We start from the raw sequence: 16,006 nt of genomic DNA on the forward strand, positions 1-16,006 counted from the left end.
TTCATTCTGTGGCGATATGGCTTGACGAGGGGCTTGTCATGGCCCATTTGCCAATCAGGACCGCTTAGGTCCACTATCGGAGCGCATATGTTAAAATTGTCCCGTTTGACCGATTATGCCGTGGTGGCGCTGGTTCGGTTGAGTGCCGCCGATTGCGTTGAAACCTCGCCGGGTATTGCCGCAGCCATTGGCGTGCCTGAGCCGACCGTGGCCAAGGTGCTGAAGGCGCTGGCCGGGCACGGGTTGGTTATTTCCTCCCGCGGGGCTCGCGGCGGCTATCGCCTGGGGCGGCCGTTGAATGAAATTGCCGTCTCGGAGGTCATCATGGCCATTGACGGGCCGATTGCGCTGACCTCTTGCGTGGATGGCGCATCGGGTTGCGAGAGCCAGTCGCTGTGCCCCGTAGCCGGACGCTGGGACCCGGTGAACGATGCGATCCGCTCGGCGTTGAGCCGGATTTCCCTTGCGGATATGGAAGCCGCGAGCATTCCCACCGCGTTCCGCTTGCCTGTTGTAGCGCCCATGAATGAGGTTGTGTGATGTCCGCCACTGTTGAAACCCGCGATACGGTCGAGGCCCTTTCGGTTGAAAAGTATAAATATGGATTTACCACCGAGATCGCGATGGAAGAGTTTCCCAAGGGGCTGAACGAGGAGATCGTGCGGTTGATTTCGGCCAAAAAAGGCGAACCGGACTGGTTGCTTGCCTGGCGGTTGAAAGCGTTTGCACTGTGGCAGAAGCTGGAAGAACCGCATTGGGCGCGGGTTGAGCATCCACCGATTGCCTATGATGAACTGTATTATTACGCAGCGCCCGCCGCGCCGGCGCCCAAGTCGCTTGAGGAGGTCGACCCCGCGCTTTTGAACATGTATGAGAAGCTCGGCATTCCACTGAACGAGCGCGCGGCGCTGGCCGGCGTGGCGGTGGATGCGGTATTCGATTCGGTTTCCGTGGCGACCACGTTCCGCGAGACACTTGCAAAATCAGGTGTGATTTTCTGCCCGATTTCCGAGGCGGTGCGCGAGCACCCGGAGTTGGTGCGTAAATATCTGGGTAGCGTGGTGCCGTATGGCGATAATTATTTCGCGGCGTTGAACTCGGCGGTGTTTTCCGATGGCAGCTTTGTTTATATCCCCAAGGGGGTGCGCTGCCCGATGGAGCTTTCCACCTATTTCCGCATTAACGCACGTAACACCGGGCAGTTTGAACGCACGCTGATTATTGCTGAGGAAGGGGCCAGCGTATCCTACCTTGAAGGCTGCACCGCACCGATGCGCGATGAGAATCAGCTGCACGCGGCGGTGGTGGAGCTTGTCGCCATGGATGACGCGAAGATCAAATATTCCACGGTGCAGAACTGGTATCCGGGTGATGCGCAGGGCAAGGGCGGTATTTATAATTTTGTCACCAAGCGCGGTGCGTGCCGCGGTAAAAATTCAAAAATATCCTGGACACAGGTGGAAACCGGCTCGGCCATCACCTGGAAATACCCCTCCTGCATCCTGCAAGGGGATGGTTCCGTTGGAGAGTTTTATTCGGTCGCGATGACGCATAACCATCAACAGGCCGACACCGGCACGAAGATGATTCATATCGGCAAGAACACGACGAGCACGATCATCTCCAAGGGAATTTCGGCTGGGCATTCCAACAACACCTATCGCGGGCTGGTGAAGATCATGCCCAACGCATCCGGCGCGCGCAATTACACGCAATGCGATTCACTGCTGATCGGCGACCAGTGCGGCGCGCATACGGTGCCCTATATCGAGAGCCGGAATGCCTCCGCCAAGGTGGAACATGAGGCCACGACATCGAAGATCGCGGAGGACCAGCTGTTTTATTGCCGCTCGCGGGGGTTGTCGGAAGAGGATGCCGTGGGGTTGATCGTAAATGGTTTCTGCAAGGATGTGTTGAAGGAATTGCCAATGGAATTTGCTGTTGAAGCGCAGAAACTCCTGGCTGTGTCGCTTGAAGGATCGGTTGGTTAATATGCTTGAGATTAAAAATTTGTCGGCGCGGATTGGCGATAAGGAAATTTTGCGGGGCGTGAACCTGATTGTGCCGGATGGTGAGATTCACGCCATCATGGGGCCGAACGGTGCTGGAAAATCAACGCTCTCCTATGTGCTCTCTGGCCGCGAGGGCTATGAGGTGACGGGCGGCGAGGCGATTTATAACGGCCAGGATATTCTGGCGCTGACGCCGGAGGCGCGGGCCGCCGCCGGGATGTTCCTTGCATTTCAGTATCCGGTGGAGCTGCCTGGTGTGGGCAATGCGAATTTTCTGCGCACGGCGCTGAATGCGGTGCGGCGCGCGCGCGGCGAGGCGGAGCTTGATGCCGTGGCGTTTTTGAAGCTTGCGCGGGCGGCCTTGAAAAATCTTTCGATGCAGGATGATATGCTCAAGCGCAATGTGAACGTCGGTTTTTCCGGCGGTGAGAAGAAGCGCAACGAGGTTTTACAGATGGCCCTGTTGCGGCCAGGTCTGGCGATTCTCGATGAGACGGATTCCGGGCTGGATATCGATGCGCTCAAAATTGTCGCCGAGGGGGTGAACGCGCTGCGCAGCCCGGTATTTTCGGCTTTGGTGATTACGCATTATCAGCGCCTGCTGGATTATATCGTGCCTGATAGGGTGCATGTTCTGGCGGCGGGGAAAATTGTGCGCTCCGGCGGGCCGGAGCTGGCGCTGGAACTGGAAGCCCGTGGTTATGCCGGGTTGGAAGTGGCCTGAGCGATGACAGCACTTCCCACCCGCAGCCTTGAGGCTTGGCGCTATACGGATTTGCGCCCGCTGGATGCCATGAGTTTTGCCGAGGCGCCGGCTGCGTCCATTCCCGGCGATCTGCCCGATATCGGCGTGCCGCGTTTGGTTTTTGTGAATGGCCGGTTTGATGCCGCGGCATCTTCCGCGTTGATGTTTGCGCATGATTTTGCCACGGTGACTGAAGAGTCTGACCTGCCGCTGGCGTTGATCAACGCGCAACATGCACAGGATGGTTTGACGCTGGAGATACCCGCCGGGGTGGATGCCGGGGTTGTGCTGCTGATCTCTTATGCCAACGGCGGGGCGCTGCATCCACGCCACCGGGTCTCCTTGGGGGCGGGTGCCACGCTGACGCTGCTTGAGGTCATAAAAGGTGAAGGCGTTTACTGGCATAATCCGGTGACGGATATCGTGCTGGCGCAAGGTGCTCGCCTGGCGCATTACCGGTTGCAGAATGAAAGCCGGGAGGCGTTTCATCTGGCGACGATCCGCGTTGGCGCCGCCGCGGATGCGGCTTATGAGAGCTTCACCGCCGTGATGGGCGCGAAGCTTTCACGCGCTGAATTTCATGTGGAACTGAGCGGCGCGAAGGCGCACACGCATGTGAACGCGGCGCAACTGCTGGGAGATTCGCAGCACGGCGATTTCACCTCCGTGGTGCGCCACAAGGCGCCTGATTGCAGCTCGCGCCAGACGGTGAAATCAGTTTTATCCGATGCCGCGCGCGGGGTTTTTCAGGGGCGGATTGAAGTTGACCGCGTGGCGCAGAAGACCGATGGTTACCAGATGAGCCAGGCCCTGCTGCTCTCGCCTGCGGCGGAGATGGATATAAAACCCGAATTGCAGATTTTTGCCGATGACGTGAAATGCAGCCATGGCGCCACCATCGGCGCGCTGGATGAAGAGCAGGTGTTTTATCTGCGCAGCCGGGGAATTCCAGAGGATACGGCGCGCGCGATGTTGATTCGCGCGTTTTTGACAGAGGCGCTGGAGCCGGTGACGCATGCGGGGGCGCACGCGTTGTTCGAGGCGGCGATTGAGACGTGGTGGACCGGAAAATGAGTACGCGTGCTTTCAATGTTTCAGAAATCCGCAAGGATTTTCCGATCCTGACGCAGCAGGTGCATGGCAGGAAGCTGGTGTTTCTGGATTCCGCGGCCTCGGCGCAGAAACCGCGTGTGGTGATCGATGCGATGGTGCGCGTGATGGAGATGCAATATGCCAATGTGCATCGGGGGTTGCATTGGATGTCGGAACGCACGTCTGATGCGTATGAGGCGGCGCGCGATAAAGTGGCGGCGTTTTTGAATGCGCGGGCGCGCGAGGAAATTGTTTTCACGCGCAATGCGACGGAGTCCATCAATCTGGTGGCGTATAGCTATGGCCGCACCGCGTTGCGGCCGGGCGATGCTGTTGTGGTCTCGGAGATGGAGCACCATGCGAATCTGGTGCCGTGGCAGATATTGCGCGATGCCCATGGCGTGGAGCTGCGGATTGCGAAGATTACTGATTCTGGCGAGATTGATTGGGAATCACTCGAGGCGCAGTTTGCTGATGGCAAGGTGAAGCTGCTGGCGATTACGCATATGTCCAACGTGCTGGGGAGCTACACGCCGGCGGAACGGCTGGTGGCGTTCGCGCATGCGCGCGGGGCGAAGGTTTTGCTCGACGGATGCCAGGCGATTGTGCATCGCGCGGTTGATGTGCAGGCGCTTGATGTGGATTTCTATGTGTTTTCCGGGCACAAGCTTTACGGCCCCACGGGCATTGGCGTGTTGTATGCCAAGCGCGAAATTCTGGAGGCGATGCCGCCGTTTCTGGCGGGCGGGGAGATGATTGACTCCGTCTCTTATGAGCGTGCCACCTGGGCGCCGCCACCGTACCGCTTTGAGGCGGGGACGCCTGCGATTATCGAGACGATAGGGCTGGGCGCGGCGATTGATTATGTGCAGGCGATCGGCCTTGATGCGATTGCGGCGCATGAGCGTGAGTTGACCGTGCATGGGCTGAAAATGCTGGCGGGGATTGAGGGTTTGCGGGTGCTAGGTTCGGCGCAGGACCGTGGCGGCGTGCTGACATTCACCATGGAGGATGCGCATGCGCATGACATCGCGACGCTGCTGGACCGGCAGGGGATTGCGGTGCGGGCAGGGCGCCATTGCGCGGAGCCGCTGATGGGGCGGATGGGTGTGAGCGCGGCGGCGCGGGCGTCGTTTGCGCTGTACACGACGGTTGAGGAAATCGACGCGCTGGGCGAAGGGCTGGCGCGTATCAAGCAGATATTCAAATGAGCAGCACAGTCCAGGAACTTTACCAGGCATTGATCGTGGAGCGCAGCAAGGCGCCGCGCTTTTCCGGCCGGCCGGAGGTGTTCGACGCGCAAGGCCGGGGCGAGAATGCGATGTGTGGTGATAGGGTGCAGGTGTTCTGGCAGCGTGGCGGCGTGGTGCGCCATGAGGCGCATGGCTGCGCGATATTGACCGCGAGCGCGGATTTGATGGCGCAGGCGGTGGCGGGGAAAAGCCCGGCGCAGGTGGCGGCGATGCGCGGGGCTTTTGAGGAAGTTGTAACCAGTGGCAGGGAAAATCCGGCGCTGGGAGATTTGAACGCGCTGGCCGGCGTGGCGCAGTATCGCGCGCGGATACGTTGCGCGACCCTGCCGTGGGCGGCGCTTGCGGAAGCTCTCAAGGAGGGGCAGGTTCATGGATGAGGCGAAAATGGTCCCGGTGACGAGCTGGACGCCCGACGGTGAGACGAAGGCGGTGGTCTCGGAGGAGGCGGTGATCGCGGCGATCTCCACCGTGTTCGATCCGGAAATTCCTGTGAATATCTACGAACTTGGGCTTATCTACGCAATTGAGCTGACGCAGAACGGCGATGTGCGCGTGGAGATGACGCTGACCGCGCCCGGCTGCCCGGCGGCGCAGGAGTTGCCCGAGGCGGTGCATGACGCCATCGCCGCGGTGGAGGGGGTTGGGAATGTCGTGGTGGATACTGTGTGGGATCCGCCGTGGGACCAGAGCCGGATGAGCGAGGATGCACGTCTTTCGTTGAACATGTTTTGAAGGAGGCGCGTATGAGCACGACGACAATCGAGGCAAGAAGCCGCCGGGCGATGCCGCCGCTGATGCAGCTGACCGAGGCGGCGGCGGCGCGGCTGAAGGCGCTTTATGATGGTGGCGAGGCGGGCAAGCTGCTGCGCATCGCGGTTTCAACCAAGGGTTGCTCGGGGATGTCCTACGAGATGGCGTGGGTGGAAGCGCCGGTGGCGCAGGACGAGGTGGTGGTGACCCATGGGCTGACGGTTCTGGTGGACCGCAAGGCGACGCTGTTTTTGATCGGCACGACGATGGACTACAAGGTGGACAAGCTGACCGCCGGGTTCACCTTTGAGAACCCCAACGAAAAAGGCCGTTGCGGCTGCGGCGAGAGTTTCCACGTTTAAGCCCTATTCGGCGGCGGCTTTCAGGGCCGCGCCGGCGCCCAGCGGGGCCAGCGGCAGGGCGGCGCAGAGCATGGCCGCCAGCATATAGAGCGCCGCGGCCGGGTGCGGTGAGGTGACGGCGGCGGCGCCGAAGATCAACGCCGGGATCATCAGCGGCAGGGTGATGAGCGGCATGAGCACTGCGGCGCGCCGCGCGCCGAGGGTGATGGCGGCGGCCAGCGTGCCGAGCAGCGAGAGCAGCATGGTGCCTGGCAGCAGGGTGAGCAGCAGCAGGGGCACGCGCGCGGCTGGCATGCGCAGCATGATGGCGAGCGGGGCTGCGATGAGCAGGAGCGGCAGGCCGGTGGTCAGCCAGTGGATGACCATTTTGGCGAAGGCGACGCCGTAGGCTGGCAGGCCGGAGAGCAGCAGCAGGTCGAGCGTGCCGTCCTCGAAATCGGCGCCGAAGAGGCGGTCCAGCGGCAAAAGGGCTGCGAGCAGGGCGCAGACCCAGACGATGCCGGCGGCGATGGCGGCCAGCGTGGTGGGGCCGGGGCCGAGCGCGAAGGGAAACAGCGTGCCGGCGATGATGAAGAAGAGCAGCGAGGCGGTGGTGTCCGCGCCGTGGCGCAAGGAGAGTTTCAGCTCGCGCAGGATCAGGGTTTTCATAGGCTCAGCACCGATACGCCGTTCAATTCCAGTGGTGTGTGCGTGCTGGCGATGATCATGCCGCCGCCTTGCCGGTGGGACTCGCACAGAGCGGAGAACCGGGTGAGGGAGGCGGCGTCGAGTCCGGTGGTGGGTTCATCGAGCAGCCAGAGGGGTTTGCCGGAGGCGGCGACGCGCGCGATCGCCAGGCGGCGCTTTTGCCCGGCGGAGAGCAGGCGGGCGGGCAAATTGGCATAGGCGGTAAGCCCCACCGGGGCGAGTGCTGCCAGCGGCACATGCTCGGCGGCGGTGAGGGCGGGCTTTACCGCGTCCAGGTGTCCGAGCCAGGCGATGCGTTTTGCATGGCTGGGCAGATCGTGCAGCGCATCTTCACCGTCCCATTTCAGTACACCGGCGGCCAGCGGCGTGAGCCCCGCCAGAGCGCGCAGCAGGGTTGACTTGCCGGCGCCGTTTGCGCCGCGCAACACAAGGATTCCGCCCGCGGAGAGCGAAAAGCTGACATTGGTGAGCACCAGCCGTTCACCACGAAAGACTGACAGATTGGAGGCTGTGAGCAGGGGCGAAAATCCTTAACCCATGAATGGACGCGGTGGCACGGCTATGGTTTAAGCCGTCACAAATCGCAAGCCGTATATCAGAAAGGGTCAATTTACCATGACAGCCATCGGCCACGACAGCCTGAAAACCCTGAAAAGCCTCACCGTCGAGGGTAAGGATTATAAGTATTTCTCGCTGGCGGCCGCGGCCGCGGCCCTGGGTGACATCTCCAGGCTGCCCAAGACCTTGAAGGTGCTGCTGGAGAACGTGCTGCGCTTCGAGAACGGCGACAGCTACACGGTGGATGACGCCAAGGCGGTCATCGGCTGGCTGGAGAAAGCCTCCTCGGCCAAGGAAGTGCCCTTCAAGCCCGCGCGCATCCTGATGCAGGATTTCACCGGCGTCCCCGGCGTGGTGGACCTTGCCGCGATGCGCGACGGCATCCTGCGCCTGGGCGGCAAGCCGGAGAAGGTGAACCCGCTGGTGCCGGTGGATCTGGTGATCGACCACTCCGTGATGGTGGATTACGCCGGTTCGGCCGATGCGCTGGAGAAGAACATCGCCATGGAATTCGACCGCAATGGCGAGCGCTACCGCTTCCTGCGCTGGGGCCAGGAGGCGTTCGACAATTTCCGCGTGGTGCCGCCTGATACCGGCATCTGCCATCAGGTGAATCTGGAGTATCTCGCACAGGTTGCCTGGACCTCGGAGAACGGTGGTTCCACCTATGTATACCCTGACACGCTGTACGGCACCGACAGCCACACCACCATGGTGAACGGCCTGGGCGTGCTGGGCTGGGGTGTTGGCGGCATCGAGGCCGAGGCGGCGATGCTCGGCCAGCCGATTGCCATGTTGATCCCCGATGTCATCGGCTTCAAGCTGACCGGCAAGCTCCCTGAGGGCGTGACCGCGACCGATTTGGTGCTGACCGTGACGCAGATGCTGCGCGCGAAGAAGGTGGTGGGCAAATTCGTGGAATTCTACGGCGCGGGTCTGGCTGACCTCGCCCTGGCCGACCGTGCGACGATCGCCAACATGGCGCCGGAATACGGCGCGACCTGCGGCTTCTTCCCGGTTGACCAGATTACGCTGGATTATCTGCACCTCTCGGGCCGCGATGAGCACCGGATCAAGCTCGTTGAAGCCTATTGCAAGGCGCAGGGCCTGTGGCGCACCGAGGAAGACCCGGTGTTCACCGATACGCTGGAACTCGACCTCTCCACCGTGCAGCCCTCGCTCGCCGGGCCGAAGCGCCCGCAGGACCGCGTGTTGCTCAAGGATGCCGCCGCGGAATTCGCCAAGGAGCTGACCAAGGGCCTGGGCGTTGCCGCCGATGCCGTGGGCACCAAGGCCGCTGTTGCAGGCAAGGGTTATGACATTACTCATGGCGATGTGGTGATCGCCGCGATTACCTCCTGCACCAACACTTCCAACCCTTATGTGCTGGTGGCCGCCGGGCTGGTGGCGCGCAAGGCGCGCGCGCTGGGCCTGACACCCAAGCCCTGGGTGAAGACCTCGCTGGCGCCCGGCTCGCAGGTTGTGACCGAATATCTGGACAAGTCGAAGCTTTCGGCGGATCTGGATGCCATGGGCTTCCAGACTGTGGGTTACGGCTGCACCACCTGCATCGGCAACTCCGGCCCGCTGGACGACGCGATTGTGGACGCCATCGAGTCCAACAAGCTGGTCGCGGTTTCGGTGCTTTCGGGTAACCGCAATTTCGAGGGGCGCGTGCATGCCAACGTGCGCGCCAACTACCTCGCCAGCCCGCCGCTGGTGGTCGCCTATTCGCTGCTCGGCAATATCCGCGAGGATATCACCACCGCCGTGATCGGCACTTCCAAGGACGGCAAGCCGGTGTATCTGAAGGATATCTGGCCCTCGACGCAGGAAGTGGCGGATACCGTGCATTCCGTGCTGACGCGCGAGATGTTCCTGGAGCGCTACGGCGATGTGTTCAAGGGGCCGAAGCAGTGGCAGGCGATTGAGGTGACCGGCGGGACCGACACCTACGCCTGGCCGTCCGGCTCCACCTATGTGAAGAACCCGCCCTATTTCGAGGGCATCACCATGGAGCCGAAGCCGGTTTCCGACATCAAGGGTGCCCGCGTGCTGGCTCTGCTGGGTGACTCGATCACCACCGACCATATCTCCCCGGCCGGCAACATCAAGAAATCCAGCCCCGCTGGCGAGTATCTGAGCCAGCATCAGGTGCAGCAGAAAGACTTCAACTCCTACGGCGCGCGCCGTGGCAATGATGATGTGATGGTGCGCGGCACGTTCGCCAACATCCGCATCAAAAACGAGATGATGGGCGGCGCCGAGGGCGGCAACACCAAGCATTTCCCCGGCGGGCAGGATATGTCGATCTACGACGCCGCGGTGAAGTACAAGGCCGAGGGCGTGCCGCTGGTGGTGTTCGCCGGGCAGGAATACGGCACTGGCTCGTCGCGTGACTGGGCGGCCAAGGGCACGATGCTGCTGGGCGTGAAGGCGGTTGTCGCCGAGAGCTTCGAGCGTATTCACCGCTCCAACCTGGTCGGCATGGGGCTGCTGCCGCTGCTGTTCAAGGATGGCGTGACCCGCAAATCGCTCGGGCTGAAGGGCGATGAGACCATCGATATCGTCGGCCTGGACAAGCTCTCGCCGCGTATGGATATCACCATGGTGATCACCCGCGCCGATGGTTCCAAACAGGAAGTGGAACTGCTCTGCCGCGTGGATACCGCCGACGAGGTGGAATATTACAAGCACGGCGGTATTTTGCAGTACGTGCTGCGCGGAATGGCGAAGGCCGCTTAGGGGCTTCGCCCCTAAGAACCCCACCAAGGGGCGCTGCCCCTTGGAACCCAGCAGGGGCCGGCGGGCCCCTGACCCCGGTTATGAAAAACGGCGCTCTGGGTGGGGCGCCGTTTTTTTGGTAGTTGCGGGCGTTGGAATATTGTTGGGATTCGCGTTAATTTTATGGGCGGTGCATCTTTGAGGCGATCTGATTAGGAATTCACCCAAGAGGCCGTAATGTTACAATCGTCGCAACAGTCCCTTCCTCTTTGGGTTATGTATGTCCAGGCGCTTGGCTTGCCGCTATTCGCGTTGGCTTTAACGCTGTTTGGCATCCGTAATGCGAAAGATCAGACGCGGGTCTCAAAAGAGAAACTGCGACATGATCTTTATGACCGTCGTTTTGCAATTTACATGGCCTTTGAAAATATGATCAGTTCATATCTTGGGAAGGAAAATCCGGATGAGATTTATAGAGCTTGGGATCAAGCATATGTAGCGTCACTCCAGAGTTCGTTCATATTAAACTCTGAAATGGAGCAATATCTAAAAGAACTCCAAACAAATGTATTTGCGATGTTTATGGAAGAGGGGAGGCGTCGAGGGGAAAAAGATATTCCAACAGATGATTTTCGTCGGCTTGAGGTAAAAAAATTTCAAAATTTCGGAACGCTTTCCAAGGTTTTACCGGTCTTAGCTGAAAAATTTGAACCATTTTTAAAGCTGAATGACCTTTCCGAGAGGTCCACTTCCAAAATATCACGTTAGCTTCCGGTAATCTGCTATTCGCGGCCTGACCGTCTGCTGACAAAAATCAAAGACCGTGGCGGAGATTAGGTATGGGGCTAAAAAGCCGCCAACGCCCAAGCCCAGAAAATCAAAAATTTTTGGTGCAGCTTTTTGAAAAAAGCTGCTGCTTTCCTGGGCTGGAAAATGGTGGGCGCGACAGGGATTGAACCTGTGACCCTTCGCGTGTGAAGCGAATGCTCTACCGCTGAGCTACGCGCCCGGTGGGGCAGGGGATAGGACGGGGCGGCCGTGGCTGTCAAGGCGGCGGCGCTGGTATTCTTCCCCCTTCTTCCGGCGCGGCGCGGAGGCTGCTAAACGGGACAAATGGCTGGACATTCACACGCAAAGAACATCATGCACCGCAAGGGTGCGCAGGACGCCAAGCGCGCGCGCATTTATGCGAAACTCATTCGTGAGATCACCGTGGCGGCGAAGGAGGGGTTGCCCGACCCGGCCTTTAACCCGCGATTGCGCGCGGGCATCGGCGCGGCGCTGAAGCAGAACATGACGCGCGACGCCATCGACCGCGCCATTAAGAAGGCGACGGGCGCCGGGGCGCAGGAGCATTACGAATCGGTGCGCTACGAGGGTTATGGCCCGGCGGGGGTGGCGGTTATCGTGGAGGCGCTGACGGATAACCGCAACCGCACCGCCTCCGTCATCCGCGCCGCGTTCAACAAGTCCGGCGGGGCGCTGGGTGAGACCAACTCGGTTTCCTTCATGTTCAACCGCCTGGCGGCGATTCGTTATCCGGCGGCTGCCGCCTCGGCTGATGCGATGCTGGAAGCCGCCATCGAGGCGGGGGCCGATGAAGTGGTGTCGGATGAGGATGGCCACGAGGTGCAGACCACGATCGAGAATTTCTTCGCCGTGCGTGATGCGCTGGTGGCGAAATTCGGTGATCCCGCCGAGGCGGGTGTGGAGTGGCAACCGAATATGACCGTGACGCTGGACGAGGACAAAGCCGCCTCGGTGCTGAAATTGCTCGATGTTCTGGAAGACGACGACGACATCCAGAATGTTTACGCCAATTTCGAGGTGCCCGAAGAGGTTCTGGCGAAACTCTCAGCTTGACCCGCATCCTCGGCATCGATCCGGGCCTGAGGTTTACGGGCTGGGGGATTGTGGAGTCCGAGGGGAACCGGCTGCGCCATGTGGCCGATGGGGTGATCTCCACGGCGGATATCGCGGATGTGCCGCTGCGGCTGAAAGCTCTGGATGACGAGCTGGCGCGGATTTTGGCGTTTTATCAGCCTGATGAGGCGGCGGTGGAAGAGACTTATGTGAACCGCAATGCCACCGCCACGTTGAAGCTGGGGTATGCGCGCGGGGTGGCGTTGCTGGCACCTGCGCGGGTGGGGATTGCGGTGTTTGAGTATGGGGCAAAAACGGTAAAACTCTCGGTTGTGGGCACGGGCAATGCCGATAAGGTGCAGGTGGGGCTGATGGTGCGCCGCCTGTTGCCGGGCACGGTGAGCAAGCGGGCGGATGCGGCGGATGCGCTGGCGGTGGCTATCTGCCATGCGCACCACCGCGCCAGCCATGCGGCCTGGAGAGTGCCGGCATGATCGCCCGGCTGCGCGGCATTGTGGAGGGGATTGAGGACGGGCGCTGCATCATGGATGTGGGGGGCGTGGGGTATTTGGTGTTTTGTTCGTCGCGCACGCTGGGGGCGCTGCCGGACGCGGGGGTGGCGAGCCTGCTGATAGAGACGCAGGTGCGCGAGGATGCGATTGCGCTGTATGGCTTTGCCACGGCGGCGGAGCGCGAATGGTTCCGGCTGCTGACCACGGTGCAGGGCGTGGGGGCGAAGGTGGCGCTGGCGCTGCTCTCGGCGCTCTCGCCGGACCAGCTGATCGCGGCGATCGCCACCGGGGACAAGGCGGCGCTGACGCGCACACCGGGCGTGGGGCCGAAGCTGGCGGTGCGGATTTGCACGGAATTGCGCGAGAAGGCGGGGGGAATGCCGGGCGGCGGCGGCGTGGTGCTCGCGGCGGGCCCTGTTATGAGAGGCAATGCCGCTGACGCGCTCTCGGCGCTCACCAACCTGGGTTACCGGCGGGCGGAGGCTGAGGCGGCGCTGGCGCGGGCCGCTGATGAACATGGCGAGGCGGCGGCGCTGGATGTGCTGATTCGCGCCGGGCTGAGGGCGCTGGCGAAATGAGTGACGAGGAGCGGATCACCTCGGGCGAGCGGCTGGCCGATGATGCGGGGGAGACCGCGCTGCGGCCGCAATCTCTCGAAGATTTCACTGGGCAGAAAGCCAGCCGTGAGAATTTAAAGGTATTTATCGCCGCCGCGAAATCCCGCGGTGAGGCGCTTGATCATGTATTGCTGCACGGCCCGCCCGGATTGGGCAAAACCACGCTGGCCCAGATCGTCTCGCGCGAGCTGGGGGTGGGCTTTCGCGCGACCTCCGGCCCGGTCATCCAGAAGGCGGGCGATCTGGCTGCGATTTTGACTAATTTGCAGCCGCGCGACGTGTTGTTCATCGATGAGATTCACCGGCTGCAACCGGCGATCGAGGAAATACTCTATCCGGCGATGGAGGATTTTCAGCTTGATCTGATCATTGGCGAGGGACCTGGGGCGCGCACGGTGCGCATTGATCTGCCGCCGTTTACCCTGGTGGGCGCAACCACGCGCTCGGGCCTGCTGGCGACCCCCTTGCGGGACCGTTTTGGCATTCCGCTGCGGCTGATATTCTACACCGCCGAGGAGCTGACGCGAATCATCTCCCGGCTGGCGGAGAAATTGGAGATGAATTTGACGCGCGAGGGGGCGGGCGAGATTGCCAGGCGCGCGCGCGGGACGCCGCGTGTGGCAGGGCGGCTGACGCGGCGGATACGCGATTTCGCGCTGGTGGCGGGGGCGAAAATTATCGACCGTGAGGTGGCCGATGCGGCGCTGAGCCGGCTGGATGTGGACCATGTGGGGCTGGATGCCATGGATATCCGCTATTTGCGGCGCCTGGCCGAGCACCATGGCGGCGGGCCGGTGGGGGTGGAGACGCTGGCCGCCGCGCTGGCGGAGGCGCGCGACACGCTGGAGGATGTCGTGGAGCCTTATCTCATCCAGGAGGGGTTTTTGCTGCGCACCAGCCGGGGGCGGATGCTGGGTGAGGCGGGATGGCGGCATCTGGGCCTGAAGCCGCCACAGAATCGCCCCGATCAGCCTGACTTATTGGGTGGTGACGAGATTTGAAGCATTCCTACGAGTTGCGTGTGTATTATCAGGACACGGATGCGGGCGGCATTGTGTATCACGCCAATTATCTGGCCTTCGCGGAGCGGGCGCGGACCGAGGCTCTGCGCGAGCGTGGCACCCCGCATGCGCAAATGGTGGCCGAATATGGCGTTATGTTTGTGGTGCGGCGCGTCAATTTGCATTATCAGCGCCCGGCGAGGCTGGAGGATGTGATCAGGGTCGAGACCGTGTTTCACGAGGTTGGCGGCGCATCGGTAACACTACTTCAACATTTCTGGCGAGACAGCGACGCGCTGGCCGTGCTGGAGCTTGGCCTGGGTTGTATCCGCGTGTCCGACGGCAGAGCCGCGCGGATACCGGCCGATTGGGCGAGAAAATTAAGGGCATAAGGGGATAGTATTTTGGATCAAACGGTGAACACGGCGGCGTTGGCTGCGCCTGCATCGAATCTGTCGCTATGGGGGTTGTTCACGCAGGCCGATATCGTCGTGCAGTTGGTGATGCTGATTTTGCTGCTGGCCAGCGTCTGGGTCTGGACGATCATCATCGAGAAAACCATTACCATGCGCCGGGTCAACCGCGAGGCGAATGCGTTTGAGGATTCGTTCTGGTCGGGCGGCAGCCTGGATGATCTGTACACCAGCGAGGGCGCCGATCCGGCGCACCCGATCGCCGCTGTGTTCGGCGCCGCGATGAGCGAATGGAAGCGCAGCGTGCGCATTGCCGGGCTGGATGTGGTGAACACCGCGGTGAAGGAGCGGATTGACCGCGCGATGAACGTGACCATTATGCGCGAGATGGACCGGCTGGAGCGCTGGATGATCTTCCTGGCCTCGGTGGGCGCGACCGCGCCGTTTGTGGGACTGTTCGGCACGGTCTGGGGCATCATGCACTCGTTCTCGGCGATTGCCGCGATGCACAACACCGATCTGGCCGTGGTGGCGCCGGGCATCGCCGAGGCGCTGTTCGCGACCGCGATGGGGCTTGTGGCCGCCATTCCGGCGGTGCTGGCGTATAACAAGATCAGCAATGATCTTTCGCGCTTTGCTTCGCGGATGGAGGGGTTTGGTTCGGAGTTTTCCGCCATTCTCTCGCGCCAGGCCGAGGAGCGCAAGTAAATGGCCGGGGGCATGATCGGCGGCGGCAATGGCCGGCGGCGCTACAGGGCGATGGCGGAGATCAACGTCACCCCGCTGGTGGACGTGATGCTGGTGCTGCTGATCGTGTTCATGGTGACGGCGCCGATGATCACCTCGTCGGTCAATGTCAATCTGCCGCAGGCCAACGCCAAGGCGGCCAGCAATGATTCCAAGCCGATCACCATTACCGTGAATGCGCAGGGGCAGATTTTTCTGCAGAACGCGCAGGTGCAGCTGGCCGGGCTGGTGGCGACGTTGCAGCAGATCTCGCAGAACAACCCTGACGAGCGGGTGTTTGTGCGCGGGGATAAGGATGTGAGCTACGGCGACATGCTGCAGGTGATGGCGACCATCACGCAAGGCGGATTTACGAAGGTCGCCCTGCTCGCCCAGCAGCCTGGGGCGGGCAAGTAGCCCGGACGGAGAGGGAATAGCATTTTGGAACGGGATATGCGCCGCAGCGCGCTGGTCTCATTTGGGATTCATCTGGCCATTGTGCTGGTGGCGATTATCTCGCTGCCGCCGATGAAGCTTGAGTCCACGGCTGATGAGAGCGTGAGTGTTGATCTGATTGGCCCGTCCGCGCCGCAGGAGGCGATGCAGGCCGGCAAGGTGGCGGCGCCGGCCAATACGCAGACGGTGGACAAATCCGCCCTGGCGGTGAAGCAGCCCAAGCCGCAGCCCATTC

General features: G+C 61.7%; 19 protein-coding genes, 1 tRNA gene and 1 pseudogene. 18 read left to right on the plus strand and 3 right to left on the minus strand.

Features of this window, described 5'->3' with window-relative positions; translation table 11 throughout:
• Positions 1-87 precede the first annotated feature (87 nt).
• The 8 genes from HKL97_RS12310 to HKL97_RS12345 are packed head-to-tail and all read left to right on the plus strand — an operon-like array spanning position 88 to position 6,214.
• Complete coding sequence (locus tag HKL97_RS12310; RefSeq protein ID WP_291425767.1) at positions 88-540, plus strand: SUF system Fe-S cluster assembly regulator; 453 nt, start codon at positions 88-90, stop codon at positions 538-540.
• Positions 540-1,991 carry a Fe-S cluster assembly protein SufB gene (sufB, locus tag HKL97_RS12315; protein ID WP_291425769.1) on the plus strand — a complete coding sequence of 484 codons (1,452 nt, stop codon included), beginning with the start codon at positions 540-542 and terminating at the stop codon, positions 1,989-1,991. The genes HKL97_RS12310 and sufB overlap by 1 nt, the downstream gene beginning before the upstream one ends.
• A 1-nt stretch (position 1,992) precedes the next feature.
• Entirely contained in the window at positions 1,993-2,736 is a 744-nt protein-coding gene (gene sufC / locus HKL97_RS12320) for a Fe-S cluster assembly ATPase SufC (protein WP_291425771.1), read from the plus strand.
• A 3-nt stretch (positions 2,737-2,739) separates the two neighbouring features.
• Entirely contained in the window at positions 2,740-3,831 is a 1,092-nt protein-coding gene (gene sufD / locus HKL97_RS12325; protein WP_291425773.1) for a Fe-S cluster assembly protein SufD, read from the plus strand.
• Positions 3,828-5,060 carry an aminotransferase class V-fold PLP-dependent enzyme gene (locus HKL97_RS12330; protein ID WP_291425775.1) on the plus strand — a complete coding sequence of 411 codons (1,233 nt, stop codon included), beginning with the start codon at positions 3,828-3,830 and terminating at the stop codon, positions 5,058-5,060. Before sufD ends, HKL97_RS12330 begins: the two co-directional genes overlap by 4 nt.
• Positions 5,057-5,479 (plus strand): Fe-S cluster assembly sulfur transfer protein SufU, encoded by a 423-nt coding sequence (gene sufU / locus HKL97_RS12335; RefSeq protein WP_291425777.1) that lies wholly within the window; start codon positions 5,057-5,059, stop codon positions 5,477-5,479. The genes HKL97_RS12330 and sufU overlap by 4 nt, the downstream gene beginning before the upstream one ends.
• Entirely contained in the window at positions 5,472-5,834 is a 363-nt protein-coding gene (locus HKL97_RS12340) for an SUF system Fe-S cluster assembly protein (RefSeq protein WP_291425779.1), read from the plus strand. The genes sufU and HKL97_RS12340 overlap by 8 nt, the downstream gene beginning before the upstream one ends.
• 11 nt (positions 5,835-5,845) lie before the next feature.
• Positions 5,846-6,214: an iron-sulfur cluster assembly accessory protein gene (locus tag HKL97_RS12345; RefSeq protein WP_291425781.1), complete on the plus strand. Its 369-nt coding sequence runs from the start codon at positions 5,846-5,848 to the stop codon at positions 6,212-6,214.
• 3 nt (positions 6,215-6,217) lie between these two features.
• On the opposite strand, the gene ccmB is transcribed toward HKL97_RS12345, so the two are convergent.
• On the minus strand, positions 6,218-6,862 hold the full coding sequence (ccmB, locus tag HKL97_RS12350) for a heme exporter protein CcmB (protein ID WP_291425783.1): 645 nt from the start codon (positions 6,860-6,862) through the stop codon (positions 6,218-6,220).
• Positions 6,859-7,419 carry a heme ABC exporter ATP-binding protein CcmA gene (gene ccmA, locus HKL97_RS12355; protein ID WP_291425803.1) on the minus strand — a complete coding sequence of 187 codons (561 nt, stop codon included), beginning with the start codon at positions 7,417-7,419 and terminating at the stop codon, positions 6,859-6,861. Before ccmA ends, ccmB begins: the two co-directional genes overlap by 4 nt.
• A 97-nt stretch (positions 7,420-7,516) precedes the next feature.
• Between ccmA and acnA the strand changes: the two genes are divergently transcribed.
• On the plus strand, positions 7,517-10,204 hold the full coding sequence (acnA, locus tag HKL97_RS12360) for an aconitate hydratase AcnA (protein ID WP_291425785.1): 2,688 nt from the start codon (positions 7,517-7,519) through the stop codon (positions 10,202-10,204).
• 216 nt (positions 10,205-10,420) lie between these two features.
• Complete coding sequence (locus HKL97_RS12365) at positions 10,421-10,951, plus strand: hypothetical protein (RefSeq protein ID WP_291425787.1); 531 nt, start codon at positions 10,421-10,423, stop codon at positions 10,949-10,951.
• 166 nt (positions 10,952-11,117) lie between these two features.
• On the opposite strand, the gene HKL97_RS12370 is transcribed toward HKL97_RS12365, so the two are convergent.
• Positions 11,118-11,192 (minus strand) — tRNA-Val (locus HKL97_RS12370).
• Positions 11,193-11,296: 104 nt separating this feature from the next.
• On the opposite strand from HKL97_RS12370, the gene HKL97_RS12375 reads away from it, so the two are divergent.
• The 8 genes and pseudogenes from HKL97_RS12375 to HKL97_RS12410 all read left to right on the plus strand — a co-directional run.
• On the plus strand, positions 11,297-12,046 hold the full coding sequence (locus HKL97_RS12375) for a YebC/PmpR family DNA-binding transcriptional regulator (protein WP_291425789.1): 750 nt from the start codon (positions 11,297-11,299) through the stop codon (positions 12,044-12,046).
• Positions 12,043-12,540 (plus strand): crossover junction endodeoxyribonuclease RuvC, encoded by a 498-nt coding sequence (ruvC, locus tag HKL97_RS12380; RefSeq protein WP_291425791.1) that lies wholly within the window; start codon positions 12,043-12,045, stop codon positions 12,538-12,540. The genes HKL97_RS12375 and ruvC overlap by 4 nt, the downstream gene beginning before the upstream one ends.
• Positions 12,537-13,136, plus strand: a complete 600-nt coding sequence (gene ruvA, locus HKL97_RS12385; RefSeq protein ID WP_291425794.1) for a Holliday junction branch migration protein RuvA — start codon at positions 12,537-12,539, stop codon at positions 13,134-13,136. The genes ruvC and ruvA overlap by 4 nt, the downstream gene beginning before the upstream one ends.
• A complete protein-coding gene (ruvB, locus tag HKL97_RS12390; RefSeq protein WP_291425796.1) occupies positions 13,133-14,176 on the plus strand; it encodes a Holliday junction branch migration DNA helicase RuvB in 1,044 nt (347 codons plus the stop codon). Before ruvA ends, ruvB begins: the two co-directional genes overlap by 4 nt.
• Entirely contained in the window at positions 14,173-14,568 is a 396-nt protein-coding gene (gene ybgC, locus HKL97_RS12395) for a tol-pal system-associated acyl-CoA thioesterase (RefSeq protein ID WP_291425798.1), read from the plus strand. The genes ruvB and ybgC overlap by 4 nt, the downstream gene beginning before the upstream one ends.
• Positions 14,569-14,580: 12 nt before the next feature.
• The gene (gene tolQ, locus HKL97_RS12400; RefSeq protein WP_291425799.1) at positions 14,581-15,297 is read left to right on the plus strand and encodes a protein TolQ; all 717 of its coding nucleotides are present in this window, start codon (positions 14,581-14,583) and stop codon (positions 15,295-15,297) included.
• The gene (tolR, locus tag HKL97_RS12405; protein ID WP_291425801.1) at positions 15,298-15,732 is read left to right on the plus strand and encodes a protein TolR; all 435 of its coding nucleotides are present in this window, start codon (positions 15,298-15,300) and stop codon (positions 15,730-15,732) included.
• A gap of 36 nt (positions 15,733-15,768) precedes the next feature.
• A pseudogene (locus tag HKL97_RS12410) lies at positions 15,769-16,006 on the plus strand (hypothetical protein); the annotation flags it as partial.

The organism is Acidocella sp., from assembly GCF_013044125.1.
Lineage (GTDB): Bacteria > Pseudomonadota > Alphaproteobacteria > Acetobacterales > Acetobacteraceae > Acidocella.